Annotated in this window: 19 protein-coding genes and 1 pseudogene; 5 read left to right on the top strand and 15 right to left on the bottom strand. The window is 68.6% G+C overall.

Annotation, left to right across the window (positions count from 1 at the left end; all coding sequences use genetic code 11):
* Positions 1-63: 63 nt before the first annotated feature.
* Positions 64-1,056, top strand: a complete 993-nt coding sequence (gene pip, locus MQH10_RS17815; RefSeq protein ID WP_242565357.1) for a prolyl aminopeptidase — start codon at positions 64-66, stop codon at positions 1,054-1,056.
* Here the strand turns inward: pip and MQH10_RS17810 are convergent.
* The 8 genes and pseudogenes from MQH10_RS17810 to MQH10_RS17775 form a co-directional block, all read right to left on the bottom strand.
* Complete coding sequence (locus tag MQH10_RS17810) at positions 1,046-1,990, bottom strand: c-type cytochrome (RefSeq protein WP_242565356.1); 945 nt, start codon at positions 1,988-1,990, stop codon at positions 1,046-1,048. The two genes, pip and MQH10_RS17810, sit on opposite strands and share 11 nt — an antisense overlap.
* Before the next feature lie 100 nt (positions 1,991-2,090).
* The gene (locus MQH10_RS17805) at positions 2,091-3,962 is read right to left on the bottom strand and encodes an AMP-binding protein (protein ID WP_242565355.1); all 1,872 of its coding nucleotides are present in this window, start codon (positions 3,960-3,962) and stop codon (positions 2,091-2,093) included.
* 104 nt (positions 3,963-4,066) lie between these two features.
* Positions 4,067-5,032, bottom strand: coding sequence for an alpha/beta fold hydrolase (locus MQH10_RS17800; RefSeq protein ID WP_242565354.1), 966 nt, complete (start codon positions 5,030-5,032; stop codon positions 4,067-4,069).
* A gap of 54 nt (positions 5,033-5,086) precedes the next feature.
* Positions 5,087-6,243 (bottom strand): annotated as a pseudogene (rodA, locus tag MQH10_RS17795) (rod shape-determining protein RodA).
* Positions 6,240-8,189, bottom strand: coding sequence for a penicillin-binding protein 2 (gene mrdA / locus MQH10_RS17790; RefSeq protein WP_242565353.1), 1,950 nt, complete (start codon positions 8,187-8,189; stop codon positions 6,240-6,242). The pseudogene rodA and the gene mrdA overlap by 4 nt, the downstream one beginning before the upstream one ends.
* 30 nt (positions 8,190-8,219) lie before the next feature.
* Positions 8,220-8,735 carry a hypothetical protein gene (locus MQH10_RS17785; RefSeq protein ID WP_242565352.1) on the bottom strand — a complete coding sequence of 172 codons (516 nt, stop codon included), beginning with the start codon at positions 8,733-8,735 and terminating at the stop codon, positions 8,220-8,222.
* On the bottom strand, positions 8,732-9,928 hold the full coding sequence (gene mreC, locus MQH10_RS17780; RefSeq protein ID WP_242565351.1) for a rod shape-determining protein MreC: 1,197 nt from the start codon (positions 9,926-9,928) through the stop codon (positions 8,732-8,734). Before mreC ends, MQH10_RS17785 begins: the two co-directional genes overlap by 4 nt.
* Before the next feature lie 58 nt (positions 9,929-9,986).
* Complete coding sequence (locus MQH10_RS17775; RefSeq protein ID WP_242565350.1) at positions 9,987-11,030, bottom strand: rod shape-determining protein; 1,044 nt, start codon at positions 11,028-11,030, stop codon at positions 9,987-9,989.
* A 307-nt stretch (positions 11,031-11,337) separates the two neighbouring features.
* On the opposite strand from MQH10_RS17775, the gene MQH10_RS17770 reads away from it, so the two are divergent.
* The 3 genes from MQH10_RS17770 to MQH10_RS17760 all read left to right on the top strand — a co-directional run bounded on the left by MQH10_RS17770 (position 11,338) and on the right by MQH10_RS17760 (position 14,323).
* A complete protein-coding gene (locus MQH10_RS17770) occupies positions 11,338-12,861 on the top strand; it encodes an ABC-F family ATP-binding cassette domain-containing protein (protein ID WP_242565349.1) in 1,524 nt (507 codons plus the stop codon).
* A 167-nt stretch (positions 12,862-13,028) separates the two neighbouring features.
* A complete protein-coding gene (locus MQH10_RS17765; protein WP_242565348.1) occupies positions 13,029-13,634 on the top strand; it encodes a TetR/AcrR family transcriptional regulator in 606 nt (201 codons plus the stop codon).
* Positions 13,631-14,323, top strand: coding sequence for a VC0807 family protein (locus MQH10_RS17760; RefSeq protein ID WP_242565347.1), 693 nt, complete (start codon positions 13,631-13,633; stop codon positions 14,321-14,323). Before MQH10_RS17765 ends, MQH10_RS17760 begins: the two co-directional genes overlap by 4 nt.
* Here MQH10_RS17760 and MQH10_RS17755 read toward each other — a convergent pair.
* A complete protein-coding gene (locus MQH10_RS17755; RefSeq protein ID WP_242565346.1) occupies positions 14,320-15,165 on the bottom strand; it encodes a protein phosphatase 2C domain-containing protein in 846 nt (281 codons plus the stop codon). The two genes, MQH10_RS17760 and MQH10_RS17755, sit on opposite strands and share 4 nt — an antisense overlap.
* A 149-nt stretch (positions 15,166-15,314) precedes the next feature.
* On the bottom strand, positions 15,315-16,091 hold the full coding sequence (locus tag MQH10_RS17750) for a sterol desaturase family protein (RefSeq protein ID WP_242565345.1): 777 nt from the start codon (positions 16,089-16,091) through the stop codon (positions 15,315-15,317).
* 82 nt (positions 16,092-16,173) lie between these two features.
* Here MQH10_RS17750 and MQH10_RS17745 point away from each other — a divergent pair, with 82 nt between their 5' ends.
* The gene (locus tag MQH10_RS17745) at positions 16,174-16,800 is read left to right on the top strand and encodes a TetR/AcrR family transcriptional regulator (protein WP_242565344.1); all 627 of its coding nucleotides are present in this window, start codon (positions 16,174-16,176) and stop codon (positions 16,798-16,800) included.
* On the opposite strand, the gene MQH10_RS17740 is transcribed toward MQH10_RS17745, so the two are convergent.
* The 5 genes from MQH10_RS17740 to MQH10_RS17720 form a co-directional block, all read right to left on the bottom strand.
* A complete protein-coding gene (locus tag MQH10_RS17740) occupies positions 16,790-17,626 on the bottom strand; it encodes a phytanoyl-CoA dioxygenase family protein (RefSeq protein ID WP_242565343.1) in 837 nt (278 codons plus the stop codon). The two genes, MQH10_RS17745 and MQH10_RS17740, sit on opposite strands and share 11 nt — an antisense overlap.
* A 44-nt stretch (positions 17,627-17,670) precedes the next feature.
* Positions 17,671-18,552, bottom strand: coding sequence for a DMT family transporter (locus tag MQH10_RS17735; RefSeq protein ID WP_242565342.1), 882 nt, complete (start codon positions 18,550-18,552; stop codon positions 17,671-17,673).
* 105 nt (positions 18,553-18,657) lie between these two features.
* Positions 18,658-20,247 carry a 2-isopropylmalate synthase gene (locus MQH10_RS17730; RefSeq protein WP_242565341.1) on the bottom strand — a complete coding sequence of 530 codons (1,590 nt, stop codon included), beginning with the start codon at positions 20,245-20,247 and terminating at the stop codon, positions 18,658-18,660.
* Between the two features lie 212 nt (positions 20,248-20,459).
* Entirely contained in the window at positions 20,460-21,080 is a 621-nt protein-coding gene (locus MQH10_RS17725) for a glutathione S-transferase family protein (RefSeq protein ID WP_242565340.1), read from the bottom strand.
* 10 nt (positions 21,081-21,090) lie between these two features.
* Positions 21,091-21,816 carry a TVP38/TMEM64 family protein gene (locus tag MQH10_RS17720; RefSeq protein ID WP_242565339.1) on the bottom strand — a complete coding sequence of 242 codons (726 nt, stop codon included), beginning with the start codon at positions 21,814-21,816 and terminating at the stop codon, positions 21,091-21,093.
* Positions 21,817-22,005: the final 189 nt, after the last annotated feature.

Here is a 22,005-nt window from a genome sequence, read left to right as displayed (position 1 = left end):
TTTGAGACCGATCGGGCGCAACAGCGCTTTCCGGTCTCGGACGAACGCGCTCTAATGGCGGGGATGGAACGATATTCCCCGCCTCCCACCATGTCGTCCACCGCCAACCGGCGCGGCCTGTTCCATGAGAACGAGCCCTTCGCCCATGGCTGGCTGCCCACCGGCGGTGCGCACGAGATCTTCTATGAGGAGTGCGGCAACCCGAACGGCAAGCCCTGCGTCATCCTGCACGGCGGCCCGGGCGGGGCGATCAACCCGACCATGCGGCGGTTCTTCGATCCCTCGAAGTGGCGCATGGTCCTGTTCGACCAGCGCGGCTGCGGCAAGTCGCGGCCCAACGCCAGCCTGGAGGACAACACCACCTGGTCGCTGATCGACGACATCGAGCGTCTACGCATCCACCTCGGCATCGAGAAGTGGACGGTGTTCGGCGGCTCCTGGGGTTCCACCCTGGCGCTGGCCTACGCCATCACCCACCCCCAGCGGGTCGAGGCCATCGTCCTGCGCGGCGTCTTCCTGCTGACCCAGCGCGAGCTGAAGTGGTTCTACCAGGACGGCGCCTCGATCCTGTTCCCGGACGCCTGGGCCCGGTTTTGCGCCCCGATCCCGGAGGCCGAGCGCGGCGACATGGTCACCGCCTTCCACAAGCGCCTCACCCACAAGGACCGCCGCGTCCAGGCCGAGGCCGCCCAGGCCTGGAGCCAGTGGGAGGGCGACACCATCTCGATCCGCGGGCCCGAGGCCCGGCCGTCCAAGTTCAACGAGATCGATTTCGCCATCGCCTTCGCGCGGATCGAATGCCACTTCTTCGCCAACAAGGGCTTCTTCTCGGAAGACGGCTGGATCCTGAAGAACATCGGCAAGATCCGCGGCATCCCCGGCTGGATCGTCCAGGGCCGCTTCGACGTCGTCACTCCGATGGAGAGCGCCTGGAACCTCAAGACCGCCTGGCCCGAGGCCCGCTTCGAGGTGGTCTGGGACGCCGGCCACGCCTCCACCGAGCCCGGCATCGTCGACGCCCTGGTCCGGGCGACGGATCAGGCGCTTAAGGTCTGAGGCCTAAGGGCTTCAGGGAGGCGGCATAGGCCGCCAGGCTCACCACGTCGCGGTCGCTCAGCTTCCCGGCCACGGGCGCCATTGCCGCTGCACCCGGATTGTTCCTTACGCCAAGCCGGAAGGAGAACAGCTGGCGGGCGATGTAGCTGGGTGACCGCCCCGCCAGGGGCGGGGCTATGCCGCCCTTGAGGCCAGCGCCATGGCAGGCGGCGCAAGGCTGTGCCGCAGGGCCGCCGGTGCGTGCCAGCGCCGCCCCGTTCGCAACGGCCCCAGGTGGCACAAACGCAGTGTAGTGAAGGCGTGGGTCCCGCTTTTCGAACCCCTCGGGCGCGTCGGGCGCCTCGATAATTCGAACTCCGATGGGCTCCATCCGGCTCCTGTCCAGGCTGTAGACATAGGCCATCGGTGTCGCCCGTGGGATCTGGGCCGCCTCGACCACGCGAACATGCGAGGCGAACTTCAAGCGGCTGAAGTACAGGGCGGCAGCCTTGATTTCGGGGGCTGTGATCTCCGCCGAGGTTTTGGACATCAGCGTGTTGGGGGTCCATTCGCCTGTCGGTGGTCGGCGCTGCCCCGCCGCAAAGGCGGCCACCTGCTCTTCAATGTATCCGGCCGGGAGCCCCGCCAAGGCGGCGTTCTCAGGTCGCCCGGCCCCGTCGGGCAGATGGCAGAATCCGCAGGCCCCAGCCCCACCGTGGCCATTGGCCACCGGCTGCGGCATGGGCGGGTGGGCGTTCGGAAACCAATCCACGGCCTTCAGGCGGTCATGCAGCTCGGCCTCGGTGAAGGTCCGTGAAGTCCCGTCCAGGCCAAAAGGTTTTACCTTGTCCCATACGGGCGCCTTGTCGGGCACGCCCAGCGGCGTCAGCCAAGTCAGCGCGCTGAGCCCCGTGCTCGCCACGGCCGCCAGGGCCAGACATCGAATCAGCATCATCCGCCTTGGCCCCCCGCAGATGGCCCCAACCTGGGCTCATAGGTACATTGCGCCAGAATTCGTCGGGAACGCCAGCCTCGTGGCGCCTGGCTGGGCCGTCCTACGCCTTCAATGTCACCACCCCCGCCCCCGGCGGTTCGGCGTAGATGGCCTTCACCAACTCCGCGCGGCGCTCCAGCGTGGCCCTCTGGTTCACATAGCCCTTGTCGGTGATCTCGCCCGCGTCGATCGACGGCGGCTCGGCCAGGATCACGAACCGGCCCACCTGCCGCGACGACCCGCCCGCCTCGGCGTTGAAGGCGCGCAGCTTCTCGGCGACCAGCCCCGCCAGCTTTTCCAGAGGCGTCCCATCCCCCGGCGCCGCGGACGCCGCGGCCATGCCCGCGGCCGAGGGCCAGGCCAGCACCCCGATGAACGGCTTGTCCTGGCCGGCGATCACCACGTCCTGCAGATAGGGCGTCGCGGCCGCCACCACGTCGGGCCGCAGGGTGCCGACCGAGACCCAGGTGCCGCTGTCGAGCTTGAAGTCCTCGGTCACCCGGCCATCGAACACCAGCCCCTCGTTCGGGTCGTCGGGGTTCAGGAACTTGGCGGCGTCGCCCAGCTTGTAGAAGCCCTCCTCGTCGAAGGCCTCGGCGCTCTTGGCCGCATCGTTGTGATAGCCGGTGGTGACCGTCGGCCCCTTGACCCGCACCTCCAGCTTGCCGCCGTTCGGCACAAGCTTGATCGTGATCCCCGGCAGCGGCAGTCCGACCAGACCGACCCGCTCGGTCGCCCAGTGCACCACGGTGATGCCTTGGGTCTCCGTCGCCCCGTACATGGTGGTCAGCGGCATGCGGTGGCCGGTCTCGGCGATCGCCAGGGCCTGCATCCGGTCATAGATGTCGTTGGAGAGCGTCGCGCCCCCATAGCCCATGTACTTCAGGTTCTTGAAGAACGAGGCGCGCAGCACCGGGTCCTTCTCCATCGCCTCGGCCAGCATGGCGAAGGCGATCGGCGCCGAGCCGAACACCGCCGGCGACACCTCATAGAGGTTCTTGATGGTGGTCTCGAACATGCCCGGGATCGGCTTGCCCTCGTCCAGATAGAGGGTGCCGCCGCCCCAGAGCACGCCGTTGAAGCTGATATTGCCCGCCGAGATGTGGCTCCAGGGCATCCACTCCAGGGACTGGGTGACCTCGCCCTCCTCCGGCCATTCGGTGCGCAGGCCCTCCTGGCCGGCGATCACGCCCGCCATCATGCCGTGGGTCTGGGGCACGCCCTTGGGCATGCCGGTGGAGCCGGAGGTGAACAGGTACTTGGCGACGTGATCATGGCCCAGCCGAGCGCGCGACGCCTCGACCGCCGGCATCGGCTTGACGCTCATCAGCTCGGAGAAGTCGACCATGCCCTCGCCGGCATGGTCCGAGACCACGAAGGTGAGCGACGGATCGAGCCCGCGCAGGGTCTCGAAGGCGCGGGCGAACATCACCCCGTCCTGGGCGTAGACCACCTTGGGCCGCACCGTGGCGAAGCAGTGCTTCAGCTTGGCGTGGTCGGTGGAGATCAGGCTGTAGGCCGGGCTGATCGGGGCGATCGGCACGCCGGCCGTATAGCAGCCCAGCATCAAGAGGCCGTGGTCCAGGCCGTTGCCGGACAAGACCATGACGCTGTCGCGGGCGGTCAGGCCCCGGTCGATCAGCCACTGGGCGATCGAGTCCGCCGCCTGCTTGGCCTGGCCATAGGTCACCCCGCGCCAGGGCCCGTGGTTCGGTTCGCGCTGGAACAGATAGGGCCGGTCCGGATGGGCGGCGGCGCGGTCGGCCAGCAGCTGGGCGATGGAGCGCGGCCCCTCCGCCGGCGCATGGGTGGAGCGCACCAGGATGGAGCCGTCCTCCCGGCGCTCGACCGTCACCGACGGCGGCTTCTGGGCCAGAGGCTTGAAGGGCGGCGCGGCGGCGCGCACGGCGGCCTGGTCATCCGCGGGGGTCATGAGTGTCTCTCCTCCGGCGGGTCTCTCTGACGGAAACCCTCTCACGCCCGAAGGATGGTCGCCCTTACCCTAGGTTTGGCAAGCCGGACGGTGACACCTGGCCGTCACAGAGCCTTGAGCCAGGGAATCAGCAGGGCGTTGACCTCGGCGGGCCGCTCCTGCTGGGTCCAGTGGCCGCAGCCCTCCAGCACCTCGGCGACCTGCAGGTTCGGCACCTGGGTGCGCATCACCGCGATGGGATCGGGGCCGCCCAGCATGTTGAAGGCGAGGTCCCGCGTGCCCGAGATGAACAGGGCCGGCTGCTCGATCTTGCGATCCTTGAAGGCCTGCTGCCATTCGAAATCGCGGTCGTGGTTGCGGTATCGGTTGATCGGCCCGCGGAAGCCCGACCGGGTGAACTCACCCACATAATAGTCCAGGTCGGCATCGGTCAGCCAGGCGGGGAACGGGTCGGGATCGACCAGCCCGTCCAGCAGCTTGTCCTCGGTGGTCTTGTTGTGCGGCCAGCTGCCCTCGGGCGCATCGCCCGAGATCGCATAGTAGAACTTGCGCAGGAAATCGCGCGGATCCGCCTCCGCCTCGGCCTCCGCCACCCCCTCCTTCTGGAAATAGGCCTGGTAGAAGAACCGGCCCTTTTCGGTGAACAGGGCGTCGAAGATCTCGCGGAAAGAACGGCTGCCGATCCCCATGTGCGGCACCGACAGCGCGCCCACGGCGCGGAACTTGTCAGGGCGGGTGAGCGCCGAGTTCCAGACGATCGGCGCGCCCCAGTCGTGCCCCAGCAGGATCGCCGGCCGGCCCGGCTGCAGGGCGTCGGCGATTCCCACCAGGTCATTGGCGATGTGGGCGAGCGAATAGGCCTCGACCGGATGCGGCTTGTCCGACCCGCCATAGCCGCGCACGTCGATCGCGCAGGCTGTGAAGCCGGCCTCGGCCACCGGTCCGATCTGATGGCGCCAGCTGTACCAGCTCTCCGGGAACCCATGGACCATGATGACCAGCGGCCCCTGCCCCTGGATCACCGCGCGAATCTTCAGCTCGCCGGCGTCGATCATCGTGAATTCGGTCATGCGTCCTCCGTTGCGCCCATGCTGGGTCGCCCGGCGAGGCTTCGCAAGTATGTCCTAGAGGAAGGCGCCCTTGCCGCTGGTCACTTCCGAATAGCGGTGGACGCGGACCGACTGCACCAGGCCCCAGCCGATCATCACGGTCATCATGACGGTGCCGCCGTAGGACAAGAGCGGCATCGGCACCCCCACGACCGGCGCAAGGCCCATGACCATCGCCCCGTTGATCAGCACATAGAGGGCGAAGGTGGCCGTCGTGCCCGCCGCCGCCAGCCGCCCGAAGTGCGAGTGGGCGACCGAGGCCGTGCGCAGGGCCATGAAGATCAGCGCCCCATAGAGGAACAGCACCGAGGCGCAGCCGATGAAGCCGAATTCCTCGGCGAGCGTCGCGAAGATGAAGTCGGTCTGCTTCTCCGGCAGGAAGTTCAGCTGGCTCTGCGAGCCCAGGCCGTAGCCCTTGCCCAGCAGGCCGCCGGACCCCAGGGCGATCTTGGACTGCAGGATGTGATAGCCCGAGCCGGACGGATCGTTCTCCGGGCTCAGGAAGGTGAAGATGCGTTTGCGCTGATAGTCGTGCAGCACGAACATCACCATCGGCGGAATGGCCACCGCCGCGCTGAGCACGCCCGCGGCGATCACCCGCCAGGACAGTCCGGCCAGCACCACCACCGCCAGACCGGTCGCGGCGATCAGGATCGCGGTCCCCAGGTCCGGCTGATGGGCGACCAGCAGCACCGGCGCGCCAATCATCATGGCCGGGATCAGCAGCCACCAGGAGAACTTGGCGTCCTCGGCCGAGATGCCGTGATAGAATCGCGCCAGGGCCAGCACGATCCCCAGCTTCATGATCTCCGACGGCTGGAAGCTGCCGAGCGGCCCGAAGGACAGCCAGCGCTGGCGCCCAGACGCACATCCCCCACCACCGCCACGGCCACCAGCAAAAGCAGGCCCAGGCCGTAGATCGGATAGGCCAGCGCGAACCAGACCCGCAGGTCGATCATCGCCAGCATGATCATCATGATGAAGAACAGGCCGAACTTGAACAGGTGCGAGGCCGCCCACGGCTCCCAGTTCGACCCGGCGATCGAGAACATCATCAGGGCACCGGCCCCGGCGATCAGGCACAGGACCAGGCAGAACAGCCAGTCGATCTCGCTGAACTTGACGATCAGCCGGTCGCGTTCGCCGGGCCGGGTAAGGGCCGAAACGGTCATGTCGGGGTTCCTGGCGTCGGCGGCAGATCCGCCGGGGCGACGCCGTCCAGCACCGCGTCGGGCGGAATGTCGGGCATGGGCGTCGGCTTCTCGATGCGGGCCCGGATTTCCGGATCCTTCAGCAGGGCCACGCGCATGATCTCCCGCGCGCGGGGCGCGGCGGCGGCGGCGCCGAAGCCGCCGTGCTCGACCAGCACGCTGAGCGCATAGCGCGGATCGTCATAGGGGGCGAAGGCCACGAACCAGGCGTGGTCCTTACGGGCCCAGGCCAGGTTCTTGTTCGTCCGCTCGCCCTCGCGATAGGTGTGGGCCTGGGCGGTGCCGGTCTTGCCGGCCATCTTGATGTCGCCCAGTCCGAGCTGGGCGGTGGCCGCCGCGGTGCCCTCGGTGGTCACCGCCGCCATGGCGTTACGCACGAACTGCAGATGCTCGCGATTGACCGGCAGATCGCCGGCGGCGTCGCCGGCCGGCTGCAGCACCCCGCCGATCGACCGCACCAGGCGCGGGCGCAGGGCCTTCTCGGCGTTGGCCAGGCGCGAGACCATCACGCACAGCTGCAGGGCGTTGACGTTGGTGTAGCCCTGGCCGATCCCCATGCTGGGGGTCTCGCCGGGGTGCCAGACCGGATCCTTCTTGAAGGCCTTGCGCTTATAGGCGCGGTCGGGAACCAGGCCGGGCTTCTGGCCCGAGATCCCGATGTCGAAGGTCTCGCCCAGGCCGAACTTGCGAGCCGTGGCCGCAATCACGTCCGGGCCGATCTTGAGCGCGGTCTGGTAGAAATAGATGTCGCACGAGGTGACGATCGCCTGGTGCATGTCGACCGTGCCGTGGCTCTTGTCGCAGTGCCAGATCCGGCCCCCATAGGGCCATGACCCGCCGCAGAAGCAGGTCTGGGCCGGATTGACCCCCTGCTCGAGCGCCGCCAGGGCCACCATGGTCTTGAAGGTCGAGCCCGGCGGATACGTCGCCGTCAGCGCCTTGTTGAACAGCGGCTTGCGCTCATAGTCCGACAGGGCGCGGTACTCGGCGCCGGACAGGCCGCGCACGAAGCTGTTGGCGTCGAAGCTGGGCGCCGAGACCAGGCACAGGACGTCGCCGGTGCGGCAGTCCATCATCACCGCCGCCCCGCTCTCCTCGCCGAACACTTCCAGCGCGCGGGTCTGGATGTCGGCGTCGAGGGACAGCTGGATCTGCTTGCCGGGAATGGCCGGAATATCGCCGCCGGAGTCCTGACGGACCTCATGGCCGCGGGCGTCGACCTCGACCTTCTGCGCACCGGGCCGGCCGCGCAGATCCAGGTCGAAGGCCTTCTCCACCCCCTGGCGCCCGATCCGGAAGCCGGGGTGCAGCATGATGGGTTCGGCGTTCGGCCCGGTGGGCGTCATGTCCTCGCGGTTGACCTTGGCCACATAGCCGATGACGTGGGCGAAGGCGCCGCCATGCGGATAGACCCGCACCTCGCCCATGTCGGCGGTGACGCCGGGCAGCTCGGGCGCGCGGACATTGATCGCCGAGAACTGCTCCCAGGTCATGTCCTCCATGACCGAGACCGGCACCCGCTTGGGCGCACGGTCGATCTCCTTGATCAGCCGGGCCTGTCGCGCATCGTCCAGAGGCACGAAATTGGCCAGGGTCTTGAGCGTGGTTTCGGGGTCGTTGTCCTCTTCCCGCGCAACCAGCAGGCGGAAGTTCGGCCGGTTGGTCGCCAGCACCACGCCGGTGCGGTCGACGATCAGGCCGCGCGGAGGCGGCACCAGGCGGTAGTTGAACTGGTTGGAGGCCGAAAGCTTCTGATAGCGCTGCGCCTCGACGAGCTGAAGGTGCGCCAGCTGGCCGCCCAGGGCCGCAAGCCCCAGCCCCGCCAGACCGCCCATCAGGAAGGTCCGTCGGTGGAACACCCCCTGCTTCTCGTTCACCTCGGTGAAGAAGATGGATGGTTCGCTCATTGCCCCCGAGCCTTCCTGGCCCTCATCGCCCTACCGGAAGCGGACATCAGCGTCCTCGAACCGGTCGATCAGGCGATGAGCGAACGGATAAAGCAGGATTGTGGCGAGGAATTGCCAGAACACCGCCACCAGGCTGGGCGACGCCTGGGCGTCGAGCCGGGTGAACAGGAACCCCGCCAGCTCGGCGATCGCGCAGGCCACGGCGAACCAGGCCCACATCATCGGCCGGCTCTGACCGACTAGCATGTTGCGCATGGTCAGCACCGTCCCATAGGCCACCAGCAGCGACAGGGACCACAGCCCGACCGGCGAGCCCCAGAGAATGTCGGTGAAGGCGCCGATCGTCAGCAGGGCGAAGGGCGCGATGATCGACGGGCGGATCACCGCCCAGGCGAAGGCCGGCACCATGGCGAAGACCGGCTCGGGCGCCTGCAGGCCGAAGACCCGGACGGGCATGGCGAACAACATCGTCAGGACCACGCACTGAAGGCTGGTCAGGCCCAGCCAGCGCCAGGGATCCAGCGGGCGGGCGGCCGAAAGGCTCAATGCGGAATCTCCGCATCCGCGGGCGGCGGTGTCGAGACCGGCGCCGAGGTCGGCGGCGCGGCGGTCGAGGTCGCAGGGCGGCGCGGGGCAACAGGCTTGGGCGAGACGGGCTTGGCTGCGACGGGCTTCGCGCCCGTTGCGGCGGCCGGCTTGGTCGGCGCAGGCTTGGCCCCGACCGTCGGAACCGTCGGGGTCTTCGCGACCGATGTGGCGGCCGGCGCGGGACCGGGCGCAGGCTTCGCCGCGGGCGGCGCGGGCGCCGGTGCGGGGGCATTGACCAGACCGACATTGGTCCCGCCGGACGACGGCGGCGGCGTCGGCATCTGGTCCAGCTCCTTGGCGTTGGCCAGCTGCGAGAAGTCCTGGAACAGCAGGATCCGGACGAAATCGATGGGAGCGGCGTCAGAGGCCAGCACCACGCGCCAGCGGCCATCCAGCCCCTTGACCGCCGTGCCCACCGGCAGGCCGCGCGGCAGCACGCCGCCGTCGCCCGAGGTCAGCACCCGGTCGCCGTCCTTCACCGGGTTCTGCCCCCGCAGATATTCGAGCTTGGGATTGGGGCCGCCGTCGCCGGTCAGAATGGCCCGCGCATTGGTGCGGTCGATCATCACCGGCGTGCGCGAGGCGACGTCAGTGAGCAGCAGGATCCGGCTGGCGCCGCTGGTCACCCCGATGATCCGGCCCACAAGGCCGTTCTCGCTCATCACCGGATTGCCCGCCTTCACGCCGGCCTCCTTGCCCGCATTGGCCAGTCGGGTGTTGGCGAAGGGCCCGCGGCTGTCGGTCACCGTGCGCGCCGCCACCATCGGGATCGGCGGCTCGGTCTTGAGCCCCAGCAGGGACTTGTAGCGTTCGTTGGTGTCGCGCAGGGCGAGCGCGACGTCGCGCCACTGCCGGGCTTCCTTCAGCTCGGCTTTGAGGCGGCGGTTCTCGGCGACGGCGAAGAAATAGCCGCGCAGGCTCTCAAGCCCCATCCCGCCCCAGCGGCCGGGCGCGGCGATCGCGCCGCTGACCGGGGCCGCCACCGCGTCGCCCACCTGGCGGGTCACGCCATAGGCCTCGGCCTGGAAGGTCTCGCGACGATCGGAGAGCAGCAGGGCCACGGCCACCACCACGGCGACGAGCAGCGCCACCGCGGCGGTCAAAGCCAGCGGAACCTTCAGCTCACCAAACGGACTTTCGCGCAGCGCCACCGGTTGCTCGTCTCCAGAAAGACGCCCCCCGCGCCTTTCAGGTGCTCAATAGCAAGTTCTACGCCAGGGTGGACTCAAGAACGCCCTTCATCCACTTGGGATGCTCGAGCACCTTGCCGCAGCCGAGCGCCACGCAGGACAGCGGGTCGTCGGCCACCGTCACCGGCAGGCCGGTGTGGTCGCGAATCTCGGCGTCCAGGCCGCGCAGCAACGCGCCGCCGCCGGTCAGCATGATGCCCTTGTCGGCGATGTCGGAGGCGAGCTCCGGCGGGGTCGCCTCAAGCGCCATCTTCACCGCCTCGACGATCTGGCCGACCGGTTCAGACAGCGAGTCCGAGGCCTGCTTCTCGCTGATACGGACTTCCCGCGGCACGCCCTGCATCAGGTCGCGGCCCTTGACCTCGATGGACAGGCCTTCGCCGTCGGCCGGAGCCCGGGCGGTGCCGATCTCCTTCTTGATCCGCTCGGCGGTGGTCTCGCCGACCAGCAGGTTATGGTTGCGGCGCATGTAGCTGATGATCGCCTCGTCCATCTTGTCGCCACCGACCCGCACGGAGCGCGAATAGACGATGCCCGACAGGGACAGGACGGCGACCTCGGTGGTGCCGCCGCCGATGTCGACCACCATGGAGCCGGTCGGCTCATGGATGGGCAGGCCGGCGCCGATGGCCGCGGCCATGGGTTCGTCGATCAGGCCCACGCGACGGCCGCCGGCGTTCAGGCAGCTGTCATTGATGGCGCGACGCTCCACGGCGGTGGCGCCCGACGGCACGCACACGATCACCTTCGGGTTCACGAAGCCCTTGCGGTTGTGAACCTTGCGGATGAAGTACTTGATCATCTCCTCGGCCACTTCGAAGTCGGCGATCACCCCGTCGCGCATGGGGCGGATGGCCTCCATGTGACCCGGGGTGCGGCCCAGCATCTGCTTGGCCTCGATGCCCACGGCGTGGACGATCTTGCGTCCGCCCACATTGCGCAGCGCCACCACCGAGGGCTCGTTGAGCACGATGCCCTTACCCTTCATGTAGATGAGGGTATTCGCAGTGCCGAGGTCGATGGCGATGTCGTTGGAAATGGCGCCGAAGAGGGACGAAATCATGCAAGGCCCTGAGGGGTGGGGGTCGGAGGTGGCCGGACTGCGTAGGCGAGCGACCGAGACGCCGCACCTCGAATCAGAGGCGCCTCAACGCTCCAGCTCCCGCAAGCAGGACGCTCGTCCGTGTGCCCTGCCAATGGGTTGATTTCAAGGCTTAATGACAGTCCCGCCGCCCAGGGCGGCCGTGGGCGGTCACAAGGTCGAGAGAGGGCCGCCGTGTCGCTCTGCGGCTACAGCCTCGCGGTTCGCGTCACGCTAGAAAACCGGCTTCGATTTCGCGCCCTCCCGCGGGAGAGACTGAGGAACCCAGATGTCACGCCAGGCCGTCCTCGGTGTCGAAAACGCCAGCTTTTTCTATGGCGCTACCCGCGTCTTTGAACACGTCTCCTTCAAACTGGACGGCGCCAGGACCGCGCTGGTCGGCGACAACGGGGCCGGGAAATCCACCCTGCTGAAATGCCTCCTGGGCGAACTCGAGCTGAACGACGGTCAGATCGTCCGCTCCAGGGGCCTGAAGGTGGGCTATGTGCCGCAGGAGGTTCCCGCCGCCTTTCTCGACCAGCCCCTGCGCCAGGTGCTGGAGTCCGCCCTCGCGATCACCGATGGCTCCGAGGACTGGAAGATCGACGTCCTGCTCGACGAGATCGGCCTCTCCTACGAAACCTCCCAGCAGCCCTTTTCGGCGCTTAGCGGCGGCTGGCGCAGGCTGATGCTGATCGCCGCCGCGATCCGGTTGTCGGAGCCCGACCTGCTGATCCTAGACGAGCCCACCAACCACCTCGATCTGTCGAACATCAACACCCTGGAGGGCTGGCTCGCCGACGACGCCAGCCTGCCCATGCTGATCGTCAGTCACGACCGCGAGTTCCTGGAGCGCGCCACCACCCGCACCCTGTTCCTGCGGGCCGACGGCGCCCACAGCTTCGCCGTCCCCTTTGTCGAGGCCCGCGAGGCCCTGTTGCAGCGTGATGCCGCCGACGCCAAGCGCCGCCAGCTGGAGACCAAGGAGATCGACCGCCTGGAGAAGGTGGCCGCCCGATATCGGGTCTGGGGGATCAAGAACGCCGACTTCCACAAGAAGGCCAAGGCCACCGAGAAGCGGATCGAGCGCATCGAAGCCGACCGCACCGGCGCCTATGTGGCGCGCGAGCGGAAGCTGGAGCTGCACGACGGCGAGATCGACGCCAAGATCGCCCTGCGGGTGGAGAACTACACCGTGAAGGTCCCCGACGGGTCCCGCGACCTGTTCCGCATCGATCGGCTGAGCGTGGCCGCCGGCGATCGGATCGCCCTCCTGGGGATCAACGGCGCCGGAAAGTCGACCCTGCTCACCGCGCTCGCCCAGGCCTTCGATCCGGACCAGGAGCATTATGACGGCCAGGCGCCGATCCGCTTCAACCCCCAGGCCCGGCTGGTCTATTTCGACCAGCGCATGGCCGACCTGCCGCTGAAGATGAGCCTGGTCGACTATCTGATCGCCGCCGACGGCGCGACCACGCGGGAGGCCAACGCCCTGCTGGCCAAGGCCGGCTTCGCCTACGCCCGCATCACCGGCCCGATCGGCAATCTCAGCCACGGCGAGCGCGCGCGGCTGGCCTTCCTGAAGATGCGGCTGGCCAAGCCCAACCTCTACCTGCTGGACGAGCCCACCAACCACCTCGACATCGAGGGCCAGGAGGAACTGGAGGCCCAGCTGGACGCCTCCGAGGTCGCCTGCCTGTTCGTCTCCCACGACCGCTACTTCACCCGCACGGCCGCGACCCGGTTCATCGAGATCCGCAAGGGCCGGCTGATCGAGGTGGAGAGCCCCGACGCCTTCTTCGACGCCCAGTAGGGGCTATTGCGCCGCGTAGAGCTTCACCAGCCGGTAGAGGAAGGTGCTTCTCCAACAGCGCCTTGATCTCTTCCTTCTGCACGCCCGGGAAGATGCGGCAGTTGATATTGGCCCGCGCCCGTTGCGACGCCTTGAATGAAACGATCGCTTCATGTAACGGTCGTTTCATGGAAGCACCCGCCGACCGCCGCCGCGAACTGCTCGACAAGATCACCGAGACTCTGCTGGCCCACGGGGTCGGCGACCTCTCGCTTCGCCCGCTCGCCGAGCGGGTCGGCACCAGCGCACGCTTGCTGATCTATCACTTCGGGACGAAGGAGCAGCTGATCGCCGCCGCCCTGGCGGAAATCCGCCAGCAGATCGCCGCCGCGCTCAGCGCCCGCGCCGCCGCGGTCCAGCCGACCTCGCTCCAGGCCCTGTTGAACATGTTCTGGGACTGGGCGACCGAACCGGCCCACGCCCGCTATTTCCGCCTGCTGTTCGAGATCGACAGCCTGGCCATGTTCGACCGCATCAGCGTCCCGGACACCGCCAAGCGGGCCGGCAGCGACACCTGGATCGAGATGATCGGACGGGCCGCCGCCCGGCTGCCCGAGGGCGGGGACCGGTTCGCCGCCCACGCCACCCTGATCATGTGCGCCCTCAGCGGCCTGCTGCAGGAGGTCCTGACCACCGGCGACCGGGAGCCGCCCACGGCGGCGCTCCAGTCGCTGATCGGTCTCATATCCGCCGACATCGCCTCGCCCCCCGCAAGCCAAGGTTCCGGATCATGACCACGCCCACCCGCCCCGACCGGTGGCGCGCGATCACCGGGCATGTGGCCGTCCAGGCCCTGTTCAAGAGCGTGTTGGTCAACATGGTCGCGCCTGCCCTGCTCTACCGGTTGGCGACGCCGCACTTCCCCCCGCACAGCCTCGCGCCGCTGGCGATCTCCGGCGCGCCGCCCATCCTCTCCCTCGCCTATGGCCTGATCAGGCTGCGCGCGGTCGACTTTCTCGGCCTGTTCGCGGCCGAGAACATCGTCGTCAGCATGACCGCCCTGCTCGTGGCGCACAGCGAGCGCGGCGCCCTGATCGGACGCTCCCTGCAGAACGTCGTCCTGGCCGGCGTCTTCCTCGCCTCCATGGCCTTCGCCCGCCCCCTGGTGTTCCACATGGCCCGCCAGCTTTCCACGGGGAACGACCCGGCCAAGCGCGAGGCGTTCGACGGCGCCGCGGATCGGTCCGGCGCGCTGCGGACCTATCGCATCCTGACCCTGGGCTGGACCTTCGCCCTGCTGATCAAGGCGGCGGGAACCTACGGCCTGGCCTCGCGCCTGTCGGCGGGGGACTTCCTGATCGCCTCGCCCCTGTGGGACCTCGCCAGCGACAGCGTTCTGCTCACCTGGAGCCTCCTCTACGGCCGCCGCGGCCTGGGTCAGGCGTCTCCCCCTTGCGCCGCCCCCGAGCCCGCGACCCCCTAATCGAAGCGCAGCAGCACCGCCGTGGCGTCGTCTCGGGCCTTGTGCCGCGCATAGGTGCGGCACTCGGGATCGGCCGCTTCAATATCGCGGAGCTGGTCGTACAGGGCGGCCAGTCCATGGGTCCGCGCCGCCCGCAACAGGCTGTCGTGATCGTGGACTCCGTAGAGGTCGGTCAGGCGCGAAAAGCCGTCGCTCATCAAGAGCAGGTCCACCGGCTGGTCCGTCCGCAAGACCGTCCTTTCGGTGTGCGGGGTCCCCGCCCCGGTCAGATCCAGGATCCAATAGCCTTCCGGCGTATTGATGAGCTTGCGGTGCTCGCGCGCCATCGCCTTGCTGGCGATGCGGACCTCATCGGGCGGTACGCCTCGCGCCAACTCCTCGGCGATGCGCCGCTCCATCCGCGCGTCGAGCGCGGTCACCCCCGACGTGCCGTAGGGCTGGGCCGCGCCACCCGCGAAACTCCAGACCAGGCGGCAATCGCCCAGGTTGGCGAATTCGAGCGCATCGTCGCCGAGCGCCTGGACCAAGGTCAGGCTCGCGCAGGGCAGCTCATAGGCCTCCAGATGGTCGATGGAGGCGATCCGCCGGGCCGCGTCCGCGGCGGCCCGCGCCGACGCGGCGATGGCATGGCCCGCCGATTGGCCCGCGGCGAATTCCGCAGACAGGGCGCGGTTCACTGCGCCGACAAACCAGGCCGCGTCGCTCGGTGATGCGATGTGGGGTCGATCGCCGATGCCGGTCGCGCCGTCCAGCACCCAGACGGCCCCGTCCGCCTGCCCCCAGGCGTCCTCGTTGTGCGCCCCGCCGGTCTCGCAGACGGCCTCGACGATCTCGAGCCTCATGGCCGCGCCCGCGGGCGGCGCATCACCGGATCAAGGGCGGTCGATGAACGGCCCATGGCGTCTCCTCCTCCGCGCCTCGCGCAGTTTGGCTGGGAGACTAGGACAACCTGGGGCGGCGCCACAACCTGGCGATGGTCGCGACGCCGTGGTCAGGGCGCCGGTTGAGCGTCCCGCCCCAGGGGAGCGCCGGCGGGTCGATTGACGTCGTCGAACGCCAGCATGGACCACAGCTTCCGATCCGCCGGCGGGTCGAAACCGGCCAGCCCCTCGAAGACCTTCGGATTGTGGAACGAGCCGAAGATCATGTCCCAGATCGGCAGGTCTGCGTAGTTTCGGGCATGCACGCCGCGTTCGTGATGCGCCGCGTGAGCCTCCGGCCGCTGGATCAGATAGCCCAGCCATTGGGGGGTTCTCACGTTCAGATGCTGGAACATCCCGTAGAAGGCCGCGACATAGCCCGTGAGGGCGGCGGCCAGGGGATCCAGGCCTAGGATCAGGGTCGTCGTCACAAGCCCCATCAGGGTGAAGGCGATCATCTCCAGCGGGTGAAAGAACATGGCGCCCGACATGTCGACCCGGGTCGGGCTGTGGTGGATCTGGTGAAACATCCGCCACATCAACGGGTTGTAATGCGCCGTCCGGTGCCAGCAGAACGACACGAAGGACAGGACGAGGTAGCCCGCCATAGTCCCGCCGATCACGCCCAGACCGCTCAGGTTCAACAGGCGATGGCGCGCAAGCCACTCCGCCGGGATCAGCAACGGCGTTAGGGTCGAGACGAGACCGTTGAGGATCAGGAACAGGAGACCCAGCCACACCCAACCCCGAACTGGCGGCTGGGGGCGGGCGGGGAAGATCGCTTCTATGGCGAGCATGACGAGATAGGTGACGGGAACCAGCAGTCCCAGGAAATCCACAGCGCTCATGGACCAAGCCCTTTCAGATGGATACCTTACTCTGTAAGGTTGGGTTCAATATCTAACCTTACGGCGTAAGGATGCAAGCGAAATGGCGACCAAGGGGCGGTTGACCCGCGAGGGCATCGAACTCGCCGCGCTGGAATTGATCGAAGCCGAAGGGCTTGAGGGGTTCAGCTTCCGGGGTCTGTCGAAACGGCTCGGCTGCGAACCCATGAGCCTCTATCACCACTATCCCAGCAAGGCGGCCCTGATGGACGCTCTGCTCGACCGGGTGATCGGCGAGTTGCCGGCGCCGCCGCCTCCGGCCCCCTGGCGGGAGCGGCTGTCACGCATGGCCTACGATTTCCGCGCCATGGCCTGGCAGCGGCCGGCCTTCTTCCAGTTTCTGGCCCTGCATCGGATGAACACGCCCGGCGGTCTGCGCTGGCTGGACGGCGCGCTCGGCGCCTTTCGGGAGGCGGGGCTCGATGACGAGACCGCGGCCCGGATGTTCCGGGCCTTCGGCTACTACATCACCGGCGCGGCGCTCGATGAGACGTCCGGCTATGCGCGCGGCCCCTCGGCGGTGAATCCCCCCGACGTCGCCGAGATCGCCAGGACCTATCCGTCGGTGCTCGCCGCGGCGCCCTGGTTCGCGGCCGACCAGATCGATGGAACCTTCAAACTCGGCCTCGACCTGCTCCTCGACGGCGTGGCGGCGCGTCTCAAGGAATAGGGCGCAGATCCGTCCTGGCCACCGGCGCCACCCAGCCCGGCTCCAGCGCCTTGCGCGGATGGGAGGCCGTCACCTGGCCCATGAACGGCGGCCAGATCTCATAGCCCAGCAGGGTCTGCAGACGGGGCGACATGGCCGCCGCCATCTCGCGGGGCACGCCGAGATAGAAGTTCTCCTGGGTCCGCGCCCAGGGCTCGCAATACTGGTTGGTGTAGGCCAGCCTCGGCGCGTCGCTGCGGTTCGCGCCGCCCCGGTGCATCAGGGTCCCCTGGAAGACCAGGGCCGCGCCGGCCGGCATGACCACGGGGCGCAGCAGGGCCTTGGCCCGCTCCGGCGTCAGGGCCGCGACCTCGGCGCTGCTCCAGGCGTGACTGCCAGGGATCACCTCCGTCGCGCCATTGGTTTCGGTGAAGGCGTCGATCGCTCCGATCAGGCTGAGGCTGATGGCCGGGCGCGGGCGGGGCTGCCGATAGAAGCCATCGTCGAAATGCACCTCCTGCGCCGCCTCGCCAGGATAGATGCAGATCGCCTGGCTGGCGGTCAGCAGGTAGCCGGGCAATAGGAACCGGTCGAGCAGAGCCATCAGCCGGGCCTCCTCGGTCAGCTGCTCGAACACGCGGCCCCGCGCCACAAGGGTATAGACCCGCTCTGTGGTCAGGCCCTCGAAGCTGTTGCGCCCCCTGTGGGAGCCCAGATGCGGCGCCAACGCCGCCCGCGCGGCGGCCACGGCCTCGGCGTCCAGGAAGTCCTCAATGACCGTGAAGCCGTCCTCTCGCAGCCGCGCCCCATGGGCCGCGAGGTCGAAGTCCGCCAATGATCCCGCCATGCCGTCCCTCCCGGCGCACTGCGGCACCATGAGCGGACGATAGCTCAACCCAGGGCGGTCATCACCACCCCTGCGGCGGTGAGCAGCCCGCCCACAGTCTGGCGCAGGGTCAGCCGCTCCTTGAACAGCCGCCGCGCCGCCGCCGCCGCGATCGGGGCCTCCAGCACGCCCACCGCCCGCACCGGCCCGGCCGGCGCCATGGCGAGCGCCGCGAACCAGCAGGCTGACGCCGCCGCGCCGAAGAAGCCGGCCCCCAGCGACGCCTTCCAGGAGGCCGCCACGGCGCGCAGGGCCGAGGGCCTCCAGACGGCCAGCACGCTCCCCAGCAGCAGGGTCTGGATGAACTGGGCGACCACGACGCCCGCCGTCGCCGCATAGATCGGATGATGCGGCTCGAGCGCCATGCCCGACTGGCGGTAGGCGTTCAGGGTCACGGCGAAGGCCCCGCCTGAGGCCAGCCCCAGCAGGGACCCCATTACCGCCCCCTTGGCGCTGTCCGGCCGCGGCCAGGAGAGCACGGTCAGGCCGAGCGTCGTCGCGGCGATCCCGCCCCACTTGGCGCCGCTGAGCGCATCGCCGAACGCCACCAGCCCCACGAGCGCCCCCAGCGGCAGGGAGGACTGCTGCATGAAGGTCGCCACCGCGAAGCCGGAGCGGTGCATGGCGGTCAGCAGCGCCGCCGTGGCGGCGACCTGGGCCACCGCCCCCACCGTCACGGCGACCAGGAACCGCGCCCCGGCATGGGGCGCGGCGCCGGGCGTCAGCAGGGCGACCAGGGCGAAGATGGCGATCGAGAACGGCAGGCCGAACAGGAAGCGGACCAGGGTCGCGCCCCAGGGTCCCGCGTCGCCGATCAGGCCGCGCTGCAGCACATTGCGCGCGACCTGCAGCGGCGCGGCGGCCGCCGTCAGGATGATCCAGAGCATGTCAAATACGGCCGCTCATCCCCACGCAGGCGGGGACCCAAGCGACCTCTCCACAAGATTGCGATTCAGCTTGGATCCCCGCTTTCGCGGGGACGAGCGGATAGCTCAGAACCCCGACGCGATGGCGTCCGGCGCGCTCTTTTCCTTGCGGGCGAAGAGGTTGTTCAGGGCGTTCACATAGGCCTTGGCCGAGGCCGTCAGGGTGTCGGTGTCCGCCGCCTGGCCGGTGGCGATCCGGCCGTCCTCTTCCAGACGCACCGAGACCTGGGCCTGGGCGTCCGTGCCTTCGGTGACCGCGTGCACCTGGAACAGGCGCAGGATCGCCGTGTGCGGCACGACCTCGTGGATGGCGTTGAACACCGCGTCGACCGGACCGTCGCCGGTCGCCGTGGCCGAGCGTTCGACCCCGTCGACCGTCACGGTCAGCTGGGCTTCCTGCGGGCCTTCCGTGCCGGCGATAACCCGCAGGGCCTTCACCTGGATGCGGTCGGCGCCCGAGGCCAGGGCGTCGTCCACCAGGGCCACGATGTCGTCGTCGAAGACGTGCTTCTTCTTGTCCGCCAGGTCCTTGAAGCGCTGGAAGGCTTCGTTCAGGGCGTTCTGGCCCAGCTCATAACCCAGGGTGCGCAGCTTCTCGCGGAAGCCGGCCCGGCCGGCGTGCTTGCCCATGACCAGGTTGGAGGCGCCCTGCCCCACCGTCTCCGGGCTCATGATCTCGTAGGTGCCGCGGTCCTTCAGCATGCCGTCCTGGTGGATGCCGCTCTCATGGGCGAAAGCGTTCTTGCCGACGATCGCCTTGTTGAACTGCACCGGGAAGCCCGTGATCGCCGAGACATAGCGGCTGGCGCGGGTGATGTGCTGCGGCTCGATATTGGTGAAATAGGGCAGACGGTCGCCGCGCACCTTCAGCGCCATGACCACTTCTTCCAGGGCCGCGTTGCCGGCCCGCTCGCCGATGCCGTTGACCGCGACCTCGACCTGGCGCGCCCCGCCCTGAACGCCCGCCAGGCTGTTGGCCACGGCCAGGCCCAGGTCGTTGTGGCAGTGGGTCGACAGGATGATGGTGTCCGCGCCCGGCACGTTCTCGATCAGGTCGCGGAAGATGTCGGCGTATTCGCTGGGATAGGTGTAGCCGACGGTGTCGGGGATGTTCACCGTGCCGGCGCCGGCCTTGATCGCGGCTTCCACGCAGCGGCGCAGGAAGTCCTGCTCGGTGCGGGTGGCGTCCTGGGCCGACCATTCCACGTCGCCGCACAGGTTGCGGGCGTGGGTGACCGACTTGGTGATCATCTCCAGAATGTCTTCCTGGCTGGCGCGCAGGATGTGGTCGCGGTGGCTGGGGCTGGTCGACAGGAAGGTGTGGATCCGGCCGCGCTTGGCCGGGCGGATCGCCTCGGCGCAGCGCTCGATGTCGACCATGCCGGCCCGAGCCAGGCCGCAGATGGTGCTCTCGGTGACAATCTCGGAGATCGCCCGGACCGCCTCGAAGTCGCCGTTGGAGGCGATCGGGAAGCCGGCCTCGATCACGTCGACGCGCATCTCCTCCAGGATCTTGGCCAGTTCCAGCTTCTCCTCCAGGGACATGGAGGCGCCGGGCGACTGCTCGCCGTCACGCATGGTGGTGTCGAAGACGATGACCCGGTCACGGGCGTCGCGCACGGGGGCCTGGGCGGAATCGTTGGCGGATACGGTCATGATGTAACTCTCTTCGCGGGGGTCTTTTAATCGGCTTGGGCTGAAGGGTCATCCCCTGAAGCGCCCGGCCGCGAAGAAGCGCAGCCTACAGAGGCGCCCAGGGGCGGCTAAGCCCCAGCGAGAGAAGAAGCTGGCTGTGCGACAGGCTACGCATGAGCCGATATGTACCGAATCGGCCGGGCTGAAGCAACAGTCTTGCTCTGGCCGCGACCTCAGGCCGCCACTTGGGCAAGAACCTTGCCGACCGCCGGCCGCGTCTGCATGCGCGCGAAGTGCGCCATGACCTTCGGATAAGGCGCGGGATCGATCCCGTCGCGCTCCAGCCAGGTGGCCACGGTGTAGAGATAGGGGTCGCAGATCGAATAGGCCTCACCCATCACCCACGGCCCTTCGATCATGTGCGCCTCGATCAGGGCGAAGCAGTCGGCCACCACCAGGGGCGCCTTGCGGGCCATGTCCTTCAGGGCCGCCGGATCGTCCGCCCAGCGGTAGCCGCGATAGCGGTGGGCCGCCGCCACGTGCACGGTCGAGCAGAGATAGGTGTTGAAGGACTGGACCTGGGCCATGGCGAAGGCCTCGCCCAAGGGCGCCAGCTTCGCGGCCGGGTGGGTCTGGGCGATATAGCTCAGGATCGCCGGCGCCTCGGTGATCACCCCGCGGTCGGTGACCAGGGCCGGCACCCGGGACTTGGGATTGACCGCAAGATAGTCCGGCTGCCGCTGGGCGTTCTGGGTGAAGTCGACCCACTCCACCTCATAGTCGGCGCCCGCCTCTTCCAGGGCGATATGGCAGGCCAGGCCGATCGTGCCCTTGAACGAATAGAGCTTCAGCATCCGTGTCCTCCTAGGAAGCCTGATCCTCAGCGGCTGCGGCCGCCTCGCGCGACTTGAGCCAGCGGCGCGCGTACCAGCCGATGCCGATCCAGATCGCCGCGACCGCGATCAGGGCGCCGACGTGCTTGAACCCGCCCCCGCCCATGGCGCCCACGATCGAGGTGCCGGCGAAGGCGGTGAGCGCGATCTTGGGAATGATGCCGAGCGCCGTGCCGGCCGCGAAATCGAACACCCGCATGGGGGTCACCCCGGCGGCCATATTGACCACGATGAAGGGCGCCGACGGCACCAGCCGTACGATCAGGCTGGCCAGGAACCCGTTGCGGCCCACCAGGTCCATGAACCTCTGCATGCTCTCGCCCGACAGGGTCTTGAGCGCCCGCGCGCCTGCGAACCGGCCCAGATAGAAGCCGACCAGGGACGAGACCATGGTCCCGATCCAGCTATAGGCGAAGCCCGTCCACGTGCCGAAAGCGACCACGGCGGCTGCGATCAGCACGAACTGCGGCACGCCGATGAAGGCCAGCAGGGCGAAGGCGGAGACCGCGACCGGCAGGGACCAGGGGCCGCTGGCCGCCTTCAGCCAGTCCTGCACCGTGGCCTCGCCGTTGAAGCCCAGGACCTGGGCCCCGAACAGAAAGACCACGCCCACCCCGCCGAACAGCACGAAGGAGACCACAAGCGTGCGCCACGCCTGGGCGTCCATCTCGGTCAGGAAACGCAGGATCCGCCGCATGCCGCTCCGTTCGCCCGTTCGGACGCGCGGGTCAAGCCGGCGGCGGGATCACGGCCATTCAGCGCGGGCGGTAGGCGCCGCCGGTGGAGCGCGGATCATTGCGCACCGCCACGGGGGTCTTCAGCGTCGAGCCGGCGCCGTCGAGCGCGGATCGTGGAGCCCGCCGCGCGGCGTGGGCAGGGGTCGGAG

The sequence above is a fragment of the Phenylobacterium aquaticum genome, assembly GCF_022695515.1.
In the GTDB taxonomy this organism is placed as follows: domain Bacteria; phylum Pseudomonadota; class Alphaproteobacteria; order Caulobacterales; family Caulobacteraceae; genus Phenylobacterium; species Phenylobacterium aquaticum.
The sequence above is the reverse complement of the archived record's forward strand: the minus strand, read 5'-3'. Positions and strand labels throughout refer to the sequence as shown.

Excerpts from the sequence above, each read along its gene's own strand:
- pip (WP_242565357.1), top strand. The coding sequence starts at position 64 with ATGGAACGATATTCCCCGCCTCCCACCATGTCGTCCACCGCCAACCGG.
- MQH10_RS17810 (WP_242565356.1), bottom strand. The coding sequence starts at position 1,990 with ATGATGCTGATTCGATGTCTGGCCCTGGCGGCCGTGGCGAGCACGGGG.
- MQH10_RS17805 (WP_242565355.1), bottom strand. The coding sequence starts at position 3,962 with ATGACCCCCGCGGATGACCAGGCCGCCGTGCGCGCCGCCGCGCCGCCC.
- MQH10_RS17800 (WP_242565354.1), bottom strand. The coding sequence starts at position 5,032 with ATGACCGAATTCACGATGATCGACGCCGGCGAGCTGAAGATTCGCGCG.
- mrdA (WP_242565353.1), bottom strand. The coding sequence starts at position 8,189 with ATGAGCGAACCATCCATCTTCTTCACCGAGGTGAACGAGAAGCAGGGG.
- MQH10_RS17775 (WP_242565350.1), bottom strand. The coding sequence starts at position 11,030 with ATGATTTCGTCCCTCTTCGGCGCCATTTCCAACGACATCGCCATCGAC.
- MQH10_RS17770 (WP_242565349.1), top strand. The coding sequence starts at position 11,338 with ATGTCACGCCAGGCCGTCCTCGGTGTCGAAAACGCCAGCTTTTTCTAT.
- MQH10_RS17765 (WP_242565348.1), top strand. The coding sequence starts at position 13,029 with ATGGAAGCACCCGCCGACCGCCGCCGCGAACTGCTCGACAAGATCACC.
- MQH10_RS17760 (WP_242565347.1), top strand. The coding sequence starts at position 13,631 with ATGACCACGCCCACCCGCCCCGACCGGTGGCGCGCGATCACCGGGCAT.
- MQH10_RS17755 (WP_242565346.1), bottom strand. The coding sequence starts at position 15,165 with ATGAGGCTCGAGATCGTCGAGGCCGTCTGCGAGACCGGCGGGGCGCAC.
- MQH10_RS17750 (WP_242565345.1), bottom strand. The coding sequence starts at position 16,091 with ATGAGCGCTGTGGATTTCCTGGGACTGCTGGTTCCCGTCACCTATCTC.
- MQH10_RS17745 (WP_242565344.1), top strand. The coding sequence starts at position 16,174 with ATGGCGACCAAGGGGCGGTTGACCCGCGAGGGCATCGAACTCGCCGCG.
- MQH10_RS17740 (WP_242565343.1), bottom strand. The coding sequence starts at position 17,626 with ATGGCGGGATCATTGGCGGACTTCGACCTCGCGGCCCATGGGGCGCGG.
- MQH10_RS17735 (WP_242565342.1), bottom strand. The coding sequence starts at position 18,552 with ATGCTCTGGATCATCCTGACGGCGGCCGCCGCGCCGCTGCAGGTCGCG.
- MQH10_RS17730 (WP_242565341.1), bottom strand. The coding sequence starts at position 20,247 with ATGACCGTATCCGCCAACGATTCCGCCCAGGCCCCCGTGCGCGACGCC.
- MQH10_RS17725 (WP_242565340.1), bottom strand. The coding sequence starts at position 21,080 with ATGCTGAAGCTCTATTCGTTCAAGGGCACGATCGGCCTGGCCTGCCAT.
- MQH10_RS17720 (WP_242565339.1), bottom strand. The coding sequence starts at position 21,816 with ATGCGGCGGATCCTGCGTTTCCTGACCGAGATGGACGCCCAGGCGTGG.